Source organism: Kitasatospora sp. NPDC093558 (genome assembly GCF_040683475.1).
GTDB lineage: Bacteria > Actinomycetota > Actinomycetes > Streptomycetales > Streptomycetaceae > Kitasatospora.
The window spans coordinates 1-10318 of the sequence record NZ_JBFBDY010000214.1 but is presented as its reverse complement, the minus strand read 5'-3'; the positions used below and the strand labels follow the sequence as shown (position 1 = coordinate 10318).

Annotated in this window: 11 protein-coding genes; 9 read left to right on the top strand and 2 right to left on the bottom strand. The window is 74.5% G+C overall.

The features are described 5' to 3' along the window. Positions 1-95: 95 nt before the first annotated feature. The 4 genes from AB0O00_RS20410 to AB0O00_RS20395 all read left to right on the top strand — a co-directional run bounded on the left by AB0O00_RS20410 (position 96) and on the right by AB0O00_RS20395 (position 3385). A complete protein-coding gene (locus AB0O00_RS20410; protein WP_363653707.1) occupies positions 96-1019 on the top strand; it encodes an alpha/beta fold hydrolase in 924 nt (307 codons plus the stop codon). Between the two features lie 342 nt (positions 1020-1361). Then, positions 1362-1520: a hypothetical protein gene (locus AB0O00_RS20405; RefSeq protein WP_363653712.1), complete on the top strand. Its 159-nt coding sequence runs from the start codon at positions 1362-1364 to the stop codon at positions 1518-1520. Positions 1521-1839: 319 nt separating this feature from the next. After that, complete coding sequence (locus AB0O00_RS20400) at positions 1840-2478, top strand: DUF6758 family protein (protein WP_363653705.1); 639 nt, start codon at positions 1840-1842, stop codon at positions 2476-2478. A gap of 46 nt (positions 2479-2524) precedes the next feature. Then, positions 2525-3385 (top strand): PHP domain-containing protein, encoded by an 861-nt coding sequence (locus AB0O00_RS20395; protein WP_363653703.1) that lies wholly within the window; start codon positions 2525-2527, stop codon positions 3383-3385. Between the two features lie 78 nt (positions 3386-3463). Here the strand turns inward: AB0O00_RS20395 and AB0O00_RS20390 are convergent, their stop codons facing one another. After that, positions 3464-4102 carry a suppressor of fused domain protein gene (locus tag AB0O00_RS20390; RefSeq protein ID WP_363653701.1) on the bottom strand — a complete coding sequence of 213 codons (639 nt, stop codon included), beginning with the start codon at positions 4100-4102 and terminating at the stop codon, positions 3464-3466. A 353-nt stretch (positions 4103-4455) separates the two neighbouring features. Here AB0O00_RS20390 and corA point away from each other — a divergent pair, with 353 nt between their 5' ends. Further along, on the top strand, positions 4456-5580 hold the full coding sequence (gene corA / locus AB0O00_RS20385; protein WP_363653699.1) for a magnesium/cobalt transporter CorA: 1125 nt from the start codon (positions 4456-4458) through the stop codon (positions 5578-5580). A 6-nt stretch (positions 5581-5586) separates the two neighbouring features. Here corA and AB0O00_RS20380 read toward each other — a convergent pair whose 3' ends face one another. Continuing rightward, on the bottom strand, positions 5587-6447 hold the full coding sequence (locus AB0O00_RS20380; RefSeq protein ID WP_363653710.1) for a DMT family transporter: 861 nt from the start codon (positions 6445-6447) through the stop codon (positions 5587-5589). Between the two features lie 196 nt (positions 6448-6643). On the opposite strand from AB0O00_RS20380, the gene AB0O00_RS20375 reads away from it, so the two are divergent. From AB0O00_RS20375 to AB0O00_RS20360, 4 genes are all read left to right on the top strand, one after another. Next, positions 6644-7177 (top strand): hypothetical protein, encoded by a 534-nt coding sequence (locus tag AB0O00_RS20375; RefSeq protein ID WP_363653697.1) that lies wholly within the window; start codon positions 6644-6646, stop codon positions 7175-7177. A 141-nt stretch (positions 7178-7318) separates the two neighbouring features. Then, entirely contained in the window at positions 7319-8614 is a 1296-nt protein-coding gene (locus AB0O00_RS20370; protein ID WP_363653695.1) for a CBS domain-containing protein, read from the top strand. A gap of 58 nt (positions 8615-8672) precedes the next feature. Next, positions 8673-9239 (top strand): DUF1003 domain-containing protein, encoded by a 567-nt coding sequence (locus tag AB0O00_RS20365; protein WP_363653709.1) that lies wholly within the window; start codon positions 8673-8675, stop codon positions 9237-9239. Positions 9240-9295: 56 nt separating this feature from the next. Beyond that, positions 9296-10318 (top strand): Mrp/NBP35 family ATP-binding protein (locus AB0O00_RS20360; RefSeq protein WP_363653694.1); only part of this gene is annotated, 1023 nt, incomplete at its 3' end.

The following is a 10318-nucleotide window of genomic DNA, read 5'->3' as shown; positions in this document are numbered from 1 at the left end:
GGCGTTCCCGCCACGGCACGAGGGCGTGTCAGACACGCCCTAGGCTCGGGCTTGGCCCGGGTAGTTGTACGACGCACACACAGGAGAGCAGGTCCATGAGCACGCCGCGGTTCCTCACCCTTCCCCGTTGTGCCCGCGCCGTGCGGGTCGCGACCGAGCGGGGCGGGTTCGCGGCGCTGCGGGCCGAGCCGGCCGGGGCGGTGCGCGGGTCGGCCCTGCTGGTGCCCGGGTTCACCGGCAGCAAGGAGGACTTCATCGCGCTGCTGGAGCCGCTCGCGGCGGCCGGGTACCGGCTGACCGCCGTCGACCAGCGCGGGCAGTACGAGACCGGCGGGCCGGACGATCCGGCCGCGTACGCCGTCGACGCCCTCGGGGCGGACGTCCGGGCGCTCACCCGGGCCCTCGCCGCGGAGGCGGCCGACGGCGGGCCGCTGCACCTCGTGGGGCATTCCTTCGGCGGCCAGGTGGTCCGGGAGGCGGTGCTCGCGGCGGCGGCCGAGGGGCCCCTGCCGTGGGCCTCGCTGACGCTGATGTCCACCGGCGCGGGCGCGATCGACCCGGCCGAGGCGGCCCGCACCCAGCTGCTGCTGGACGCGCTGCCGGTGCTGAGCCTGGAGGAGATCTGGCAGGTCATGCGGCAGATGGAGGAGGGCAGCGGCGACCCGAGGCAGCGCCCGGCCGACGAGGTCGCCGCGTTCCTGCACCGCCGCTGGCTGGCCAGCGTGCCGCGTGCGCTGGCCGTCACCGGCGGCCACCTGGTCGCCGCGCCGGACCGGGTCGACGCGCTGGCCGCCGCCACCGCCGGGCTGCCCGTGCTGGTGCTCTCCGGCGTGCGGGACTACGCCTGGCCGGTGCCGGCGCAGACCGACATGGCGCGGCGGCTCGGTGCCCGCCGGGTGATCGTCGAGGACGCCGGCCACTCCCCCAACGCCGAACGCCCGGCCGAGACGGCGGGCGCGCTGGCGGCGTTCTGGGCCGGTGCCGGGACCTCCGCGCCGGCCTCCGCCGACGTGGTCTGAACCACTTCCGGAAGTTCGACCGCGTTCAACGCGGGACAAAAGTCGTTAGTTACGGTAATCTTTGATTCTGTCCGGGAATCATCGCCGGCCCTCCGCGGGTTTCAATCCACTGAAACCAGTACTTAACGGACGGGCAACGGCCCGGAAGCACCGCCACGACACCGTGGTCCACGAGGCACCAGCAGCATCGGGCAAGCAGGGGGAGCCTTGCCGCAGCAGACCGCCACGCGTACGAGCCGAGTGCTCCGGCCCCAGCGCCGGACCACCCGCAAGACACCGAAAGGGCTGATACCGACTCAGCCGCAACCGTCCCGCGACGCGGGGCGAGGAAAGGAGACGCCCATGACGAAGTCCATGCGTTTCGAGATCGTCCGGCTGGACGACGCCGACGGCACCGCCACCGACCGCCTGATCGCCGACGCCGAGACCGTCCGCGAGGTCGTGCAGGCCGCCGCCCGCACCGGCGAGCGCCTGCTCATCCGTCCGTGCCCGACCGTCTGACCCCGCGCGGCGCCTCCGGCCGGGAGGCCTCACCCGCCGCCGACGAACAGGGGGCGTCCGATCCGGACGTCCCGGAACCCGACTGACGCCCCGTCATCGCGATCGCCGATGACGGGGCGTCAGTGCGTCCGGGCCCGCCCCGGCCCCACCGGCCCGACGTTTGCCGCCGCCCGCCGCTGGACATCCCCCAACCTGAGCCGCCCGCACCCGCGCCCACCGGCGCCGGGCCGGGCGTCCCGCCACCGACAGGTGCCGCCGAACCCTCCGTACGGGTGATCGTCCTTGACGCGGCGGTCCGGAGGGAGGAGCGTTGTCGGCTATGAGGGGCGAGCCAAGCTGCCCGAGGTGCGCCGGTCGGGTCCGCGCCCCCGGTCTGTTTTCGGACACCTGGCAGTGCGACCGGCACGGAGCCGTGCACCCGATGCAGCCGGTGCTGCCCCCGAGCGTGGAGGCGCTCGGCGTCGCCGTCGCCCGCTCCCAGGTCCCGGTGTGGCTGCCCTGGCCGCTGCCGGTCGGCTGGCTCTACACCGGCATCGCCCACGTCGGCGACGACGTCTCCGGCGCCCGCGCCACCGCCGTCGCCTGCTCCGGGCCGGCCCCGCTCGGCGGCTTCGGCGAGCTGGTGCTGGTCGCCGAGGAGCTCGGCGTGGGTCTCGGCGCCCGGTACGCCGGGATGCCCGGCCCCGACCCGGGCGAGTCCGTCGCCCTCTACAAGCCCGCCGACGCCAAGCTGATGGCCGCCGGGCGCCCCACCCCGATGTTCCACGTCCCGGACGCCCCGGCCGACCGCGCGGTGTTCGTCGGCGAGGCCCGCGGGCTCTGGCTGTGGGCGGTCGCGTGGCCCGAGCAGTCGGCGCTGGTGATGTACGACGAGCTGGTCCTCACCGACCTGCGCGAGGCCGGCGCCGAGCTGGACCTCCTGCCCTGCGGGGCCCTCTCCCCCCGGCTCCTGGGCTGAGCCGCCTATCCTGGGCCGCATCCGCGAGCCCCAGGAGGTCCGACCCGTGCGCATCGACCTGCACGCCCACAGCAACGCGTCCGACGGCACCGACAGCCCCGCCGAGCTGGTCGCGGCGGCGGTCGCCGCGGGCCTGGACGTCGTCGCGCTGACCGACCACGACACCGTCGCGGGGCACGCCGAGGCCGCCGCCGCCGTGCACGCGCTGCCGGCCGGCAGCCGGCTGGCCGTCGTGCCGGGGGCGGAGCTGTCCTGCGTCGTGGACGGCATCAGCATGCACATGCTGGCGTACCTGTTCGACCCGGCCGAGCCGGCCTTCGCCGCCGAGCGGGAGCTCGTGCGCACCGACCGGTTCCGGCGGGGGCGGGCGATCGTCGAGCGCTGCCGCGAGCTGGGGGCGGACATCGGCTGGGAGCAGGTGCGGCGGATCGCGGGCGAGGGCTCGGTGGGCCGGCCGCACATCGCGAGCGCGCTGGTCGAGGCCGGCGTGGTGGCGACCGTCTCGGACGCCTTCACCGCCGAGTGGCTCGCCAACGGCGGCCGGGCGGACGTGCGCAAACACGAGACCGACCCGGCCGAGGCGGTCCGGCTGGTCCGGGCGGCCGGCGGGGTGCCGGTGTTCGCCCACCCCGGCGCCGTCAAGCGCGGACGGACCGTCCCGGACGAAGTGATCGCCGAGCTCGCCGCCGCCGGGCTGGCGGGTCTGGAGGTCGACCACACCGACCACGACGAGGAGACCAGGGCCCGGCTGCGCGGCCTGGCCGGCGAGCTCGGGCTGCTGGTCACCGGCTCCAGCGACTACCACGGCGACCGCAAGACCGTCCGCCTCGGCGAGCACACCACCGACCCCGGGGTGTACGAGGCGCTGCTGGCCCAGGCCACCGGCGCGAAGCCGATCGGGGGCTGAGCCCGCGCGCGCGACCGCGCGGGCGTGCGGGAGCGCCGGGGCGGGGTGCGCCGGGAGCGCGCGCCCGTCGGCTCCCCGTCAGTCCAGGCGGACGCCGCGGCGGTCCGGGTCGCGCAGGTCGGTGCCCTGGCTGAGCCAGCGCTCCTGGAGGGCGGCGGCGCCGTGGACGCGCTTCCAGCCGGCCTCGTTGGGGGTCATCGGCAGCAGCGGGAGGAAGTGGACCGGGTCGGCCGGCTCGTCCAGGTCGAGGTCCGGCACCAGGCCGCCCGGCTCGGCGACCAGGACCGAGGTGAACGGCGCGCCCGCCCACAGCGGGGCGCCCAGGTCCAGCGAGCCGCCCGGGGCCACGACCAGGCCCTCCACCTGCGGCGTCGCGGCGAAGGTGGCGAGGCTGCGGAGCACGTCGTCGCGTCCGCCGCGGACGGTCAGGACGAGTTCGGCGCGCGGCCCGCGCACCTGGTCGGCCACCATCGCGGTCGGGTCGGCCATCGGGGCGGCGGCCATGCCGAGGGTCGTGTAGCGGACGAGCCCGTCGGCGTCCGGGCCGAAGCGCAGCACCTCGATCCGGTCGGTGCCGAGGAAGGTGACCGCGGCGCGCCCGCCCGGCTCGCCGAAGGTGGCGATCAGCCGGGCCTCGACGGCGGCCAGCACCGCCTCCCGGGAGAGCTCCGGGGAGGGGCCGTGGGGGTCGCCGAAGAGCGGGAAGTCGTGCGCCATGCCGGTGAGCGTATCCCGCGGGGACGGCCCGGCGCCGTTCGCCGGCCGGATGTTAGGGTGAGCGACTGGCCACCGGGAACCATGAGTTCGGGCCTTCCGGGGCCGCGGCGCGAAGGAGGTGGTTGCGGTGGATACCGGCCGAGATTGCAGTACCGGCAGCTCCGCCCGGCCGCAGCGCCCTTCCCGCGCGTCCCGCCCCGCCCGCTGATCCCGTAGCGGCAGCCGGGGGCGGCCCGCGGACGGACCGGCCGGGGGAGCTCCCCGCCCTTCACCGGTGTTCCTCGCCGTCGCACCCACGGCCCTCAGCCCGATCGCGCCGCCCGTGCGGCGGCTCCTGTTCCAGGGAGCCTGCCATGTCGATGATCAACAACCTGCGTGCCGCCGTCCGTCCGGGCCGCCGCCAGAGCGCCGCCGGCCGCTACGACGCGGTGCCGCCGGGCGGCGCCGGTTCGGCCGTGGTGGACTGCGCGGTCTACCAGGACGGCCGTCGGCACGGGCAGCGCTGCAGCCCCCGCGAGGCCGCCCGGCAGGTCCGGGCCGCGCGGCAACTGCCCGGCGGCGCGGGCTCGTTCAGCTGGATCGGGCTGCACGAGCCGGCCGAGGAGGAGTTCGAGGGCATCGCGCAGCGCTTCGGGCTGCACCCGCTCGCCGTCGAGGACGCGGTGCACGCGCACCAGCGGCCCAAGGTCGAGCGCTACGACGACGTGCTGTTCGCGGTGTTCAAGACCATCCGGTACATCGAGCACGACCAGCTCACCCCGACGAGCGAGGTGGTGGAGACCGGCGAGCTGATGGTCTTCGCCGGGCGGGACTTCGTGATCACCGTCCGGCACGGCGGCCACGGCTCGCTCCAGGACCTGCGCCACCGGCTGGAGGCGGACGCGGACGAGGCCGGGCTGCTCGCCAAGGGCCCGGCCGCGGTGCTGCACGCGATCGCCGACCACGTCGTGGACAACTACCTGCTGGTCGCCGAGCGGCTGCAGAACGACGTGGACGAGATCGAGTTCGACGTCTTCTGCAACCGCGGCGGGCGCGGCACCGACGTCGGGCGCGTCTACCAACTCAAGCGCGAGGTGCTGGAGTTCAAGCGGGCGGTGGTGCCGCTGCTGCGCCCGATGCAGCAGCTCTCGGAGCCGCAGCAGGGGCTCGTCGACCCGGACGTCCAGAAGTACTTCCGGGACGTCGCCGACCACCTGGCCCGGGTCACCGAGCTGGTGCACGGCTTCGACGAACTGCTCAACTCGCTGCTCCAGGCGAACCTGGCCCAGGTGTCGGTGGCGCAGAACGAGGACATGCGCAAGATCACCGCCTGGGCCGCGATCTTCGCCGTACCCACCATGATCACCGGCGTGTACGGCATGAACTTCGACTACATGCCCGAGCTGCACCACCCCTACGGCTACCCGGTGGTGCTCGGCGCGGTCGCCCTGATCTGCGTCGCGATGTACCGCGGCTTCCGCCGCAACGGCTGGCTGTAGCCGCCGTCAGCGCCGCCCGGCGCGGGCCACCAGCACCAGGCCCAGCAGGATCAGCACCACCGCCGGGTAGGCCGCCGCCGGGGGCCACTGGCCGAGCCAGAGCGCCGCGATCAGCGCCGCGCCCGGGGCCTCCAGCAGGATGGCGGTGGAGGTGACGGACGGGCCGAGCGTGCGCACCACGCGGTTGCTCAGCGAGTGGCCGAGGAACTGCGCGGAGACCATCAGCAGCACGATCTGCCACCACACCCCGGCCGGCCAGCCGGACATCGGCGTCCCGGCGGCCAGGCAGATCCCCAGCAGCACGACCGCCGTGGTGGCGTAGCAGACCAGCGTGTACGCGGTGGTGCTGACGGTCCTGCGGACCTCCGCGCCCAGCAGCATGTACCCGGCCGCGGCCAGGCCCGCGCCGAGCGCGAGGGCGTCGCCGAGCAGCGCGCGCGGGGAGAGCGACAGGTCGACGCCGGTGAGCACCAGCACGCCGGCGAAGGCGGCGCCCATGCCGAGCCAGACCATCCGGGGCGCCCGGGTGCCGGTCAGCCGCATCAGCAGGATCGTCCACAGCGGGGACGTGGTGACCAGCGCGGTCGCCGAGGCCACCGAGGTCATCCGCAGGCTCGGCATCCAGAGCGCGAAGTGCAGCCCGAGCAGGGCGCCGGCCGCCGCCGCGAGCAGCAGCGCCCGCCGGCCGATCCCGCGCAGCTCGGAGCGGTGGCGCAGCAGCGCGTACGGGCCGATGACGCCGACCGACATGACGTTGCGCCAGAAGGCGATCGCGAGCGCGGGTGCGGCGGTGGCGCTGATCAGCGGGCCGGAGAACGAGATGCCGGTGATGGAGACGGCGAGCAGCAGGAGGTCGAAGGTGGGCAGCGGGTGCGAGGGGAACGCGCCGGCGGTGGGCGCGGGGGCGGTGGCGGGCCGGGCGGCGGGCACGGCGCTCCTTCGCGGGCGAGGGTGGGCGGCAGGGTGGCTGAGCGGATCTCACCGTAAGGCCCGTGCCCCGCTGATGAACTGTCGCCCGACGGGTGAGACGCCCCGGAAGGGCGAAGGCCGTACGCTGTGCGCCATGGACCGTACGCCCGCCAACGCCGACGACTTCCTCGACCAGGCCCTGCTGGAGGAGGCGGCGAAGAAGTCCGGCCTCCTCTGGGTCCGCGCCGACGGACAGCAGCAGGACCGCCCGGTCTGGCACGCGTGGCACGACGGCGCCGTGGTCGTCGTCGGCGATGGCGGCGAGCAGCCGCTGCACGGCCTGGTCGCCGGCTCCGGCGCCGTGGTGACCGTCCGCAGCAAGGACAAGGGCGGCCGGATCACCGGCTGGCGGGCCCGGGTCACCGAGCTGGCCCCGCACAGCGAGGCCTGGCTCGGCGCGGTCGAGGAGCTCAAGGGCAAGCGGCTGAACGCGCCCGACACCGACACCATCGCGGACCGCTGGGCCCGCGAGTGCCGGGTGCTGCGGCTGGAGCCGGCCGGCGCCCTGGCCGAGCGTCCGGGCGCGATGCCGGACGGCTCGCACGCCGCCGCGCCGGTGGCGACCCCGGCGACCACCCGCCGCCCGATCCCGGCCGGCCTGCCCAAACTGCTGTTCAAGCGTCGCTGAAGGTTCACGTCCGATACTCCGGGCGTCGCTACGGTGCCTCGTCGGGCCGCTCCCGTACGCCGCGGGTAGCCTTGGCCAACGGGTGCGCCGCGGCGCGCACCGAGCACGGCGTCGGACCGGTCGAGCGAGTCGAGGGAGTTCATGGCAGGGCCAGGCACCCGGGTCTTCATCTCCCACCTCTCCGCGATCGCGGTCTTCGACCCGAACGGGGACCAGGTCGGCCGGGTCCGCGACGTGGTCGTCTCGCTGCGCCTGGGCGGACGCCCGCCGCGGGTGCTCGGGCTCGTGGTCGAGGTGGTCGGGCGGCGCCGGATCTTCCTCCCGATGACCAGGGTCACCAGCCTGGAGTCCGGCCAGGTGCTCACCACCGGCGTGATCAACCTGCGCCGCTTCGAGCAGCGCCCCGCCGAGACCCTCGTCCTCGCCGAGCTGCTGGACCGCACCGTCACGTGGTCGAAGACCGACGAGCCGGTCACCGTGCTGGACGTCGGCATGATCCAGACCCGGCTGCGCGAGTGGGAGGTCAGCAAGGTCTTCGTCCAGGTCGGCCGGGCCGGCCGGCTGCGCAAGGGCAAGGGCGAGCGGCTCACCCTGGACTGGCAGGACGTCACCGGCTTCGCGCTGGCCGAGCAGGACCAGGGCGCGGCCAACCTGCTCGCCACCTTCGAGCAGCTGCGCCCCGCCGACCTCGCCGGGGTCATGCACCACCTGTCCGCCAAGCGCCGCGCCGAGGTGGCCGCCGCGCTCGACGACGAGCGGCTCGCCGACGTCCTGGAGGAGCTGCCCGAGGACGACCAGGTCGAGATCATCGGCAAGCTCCAGGAGGAGCGCGCCGCCGACGTCCTGGAGGCGATGGACCCGGACGACGCCGCCGACCTGCTCTCCGAGCTGCCCGGCGACGAGGCCGAGCGCCTGCTCCAGCTGATGGAGCCGGACGAGGCCGAGCCGGTGCGCCGCCTGCTGTCCTACGAGGAGGACACCGCGGGCGGTCTGATGACCACCGAGCCGGTGGTGCTGGAGCCGGACGCGACCGTCGCCGAGGCCCTCGCCCGGATCCGGGTGCGCGACCACAAGCCCGCGCTCGCCGCACAGGTCTTCGTCTGCCGCCCGCCGAACGAGACCCCGACCGGCCGCTACCTCGGCACCGTGCACTTCCAGCGGCTGCTGCGCGAGCCCCCGTACGTCCTGGTCGGCTCGCTGGTCGACGACGACCTCGACCCGCTGCCGCCGGACACCCCGCTGCCGCTGATCACCAGCTACCTGGCGACCTACAACCTGGTCGCGGCCCCGGTCGTCGACGACGCGGACCATCTGCTCGGCGCCGTCACCGTCGACGACGTGCTCGACCACCTGCTGCCGGAGGACTGGCGCGACGCCGCACTGCACGCCCGGGACCACGACCAGCACGAGACGGAAGGGGCGATCGGTGGACGCTGACCGCAAGGGACGGGCGGACGACGCCGCGCGCCGGCGCCTGCGCGGCGAGCTGCGAGAGCTGCGCCAGCTGCGCGAACTGCGCACCCGCGAGGGCAGCAGCCGGGACCGCCTGGAGACCTCCCCGCTCGGCGCTTCCAGCCGGGCCCGGTTCGACCAGCCGCGCACCGCCCGGCCGGGCCTGCTCAGCCTGCCCTCGTACGACCCCGAGGCCTTCGGCAAGCTCTCCGAGCGCATCGCCCGCTTCCTCGGCACCGGACGGTTCATCGTCTGGATGACCGTGGTCATCATCATCTGGGTGGCCTGGAACACGCTGCTGCCCGAGAACGTGCGCTTCGACTCCTACCCGTTCATCTTCCTGACCCTGGTCCTGTCGCTGCAGGCCTCCTACGCGGCGCCGCTGATCCTGCTCGCGCAGAACCGTCAGGACAACCGGGACCGCGTCAACATGGAGCAGGACCGGGCCCGCAGCGACCGCAACATCGCCGACACCGAGTACCTGACCCGCGAGGTGGCCGCGCTGCGCCAGGGCCTCGGCGAGGTGGCCACGCGCGACTTCATCCGCTCCGAACTCCAGTCCCTGCTGAAGGAGATCGAGGACCGCCGGGAGACCAGCGACGTGCTGTGACCGGCGGCACGCTACCGACGGGTTAAGGGGATCGCCCGGCGCCGTACCATCAAGGCATGGCCAACGAGACAGAGGTCGCGGCCGGCGTCACGGAGGAGTCCGTGCGCCAGGCGCTGTCGACCGTCAACGACCCGGAGATCAACCGCCCGATCACCGAGATCGGCATGGTGAAATCGGTCGAGATCGCCGAGGACGGCGCGGTGCGCGTCGCGGTCTACCTGACCGTCTCCGGCTGTCCGATGCGCGAGACCATCGTCACCCGGGTCCGCGAGGCGGTCGCACGGGTGCCCGGCGTGAGCGGCGTCGAGGTCGAGCTCGACGTGATGAGCGACGAGCAGCGCAAGGAGCTCTCCCAGCTGCTGCGCGGCGGCGCCCCCGAGCGGGAGATCCCGTTCGCCAAGCCCGGCACCCTGACCCGCGTGTACGCCGTCGCCTCCGGCAAGGGCGGCGTCGGCAAGTCCTCGGTGACCGTCAACCTGGCCGCCGCGATGGCCGCGGACGGTCTGAAGGTCGCCGTCGTGGACGCCGACATCTACGGCCACAGCGTGCCGCGCATGCTGGGCGTCGAGGGCCGGCCCACCCAGGTCCAGGACATGATCATGCCGCCGCAGGCGAACGGCGTGAAGGTCATCTCGATCGGCATGTTCACCCCGGGCAACGCCCCGGTCGTGTGGCGCGGCCCGATGCTGCACCGCGCCCTCCAGCAGTTCCTCGCCGACGTGTGGTGGGGCGACCTGGACGTGCTGCTGCTCGACCTGCCGCCGGGCACCGGCGACATCGCGATCTCGGTGGCCCAGCTGGTCCCGAACGCGGAGATCCTGATCGTCACCACCCCGCAGATGGCCGCCGCCGAGGTGGCCGAGCGGGCCGGCACGATCGCGGTGCAGACCCACCAGAAGATCGTCGGCGTGATCGAGAACATGTCGGGCATGCCGTGCCCGCACTGCGACGAGATGATCGACGTCTTCGGCACCGGCGGCGGCCAGACCGTCGCGGACGCGCTGACCCGCACGGTCGGCGCGACCGTCCCGGTGCTCGGCTCGATCCCGATCGACGTCCGCCTGCGCGAGGGCGGCGAC

Bases quoted from the DNA above. Each gene is read 5' to 3' on its own strand.
- AB0O00_RS20410 (WP_363653707.1), top strand. From the start codon at position 96: ATGAGCACGCCGCGGTTCCTCACCCTTCCCCGTTGTGCCCGCGCCGTG.
- AB0O00_RS20405 (WP_363653712.1), top strand. From the start codon at position 1,362: ATGACGAAGTCCATGCGTTTCGAGATCGTCCGGCTGGACGACGCCGAC.
- AB0O00_RS20400 (WP_363653705.1), top strand. From the start codon at position 1,840: ATGAGGGGCGAGCCAAGCTGCCCGAGGTGCGCCGGTCGGGTCCGCGCC.
- AB0O00_RS20390 (WP_363653701.1), bottom strand. From the start codon at position 4,102: ATGGCGCACGACTTCCCGCTCTTCGGCGACCCCCACGGCCCCTCCCCG.
- corA (WP_363653699.1), top strand. From the start codon at position 4,456: ATGTCGATGATCAACAACCTGCGTGCCGCCGTCCGTCCGGGCCGCCGC.
- AB0O00_RS20375 (WP_363653697.1), top strand. From the start codon at position 6,644: ATGGACCGTACGCCCGCCAACGCCGACGACTTCCTCGACCAGGCCCTG.
- AB0O00_RS20370 (WP_363653695.1), top strand. From the start codon at position 7,319: ATGGCAGGGCCAGGCACCCGGGTCTTCATCTCCCACCTCTCCGCGATC.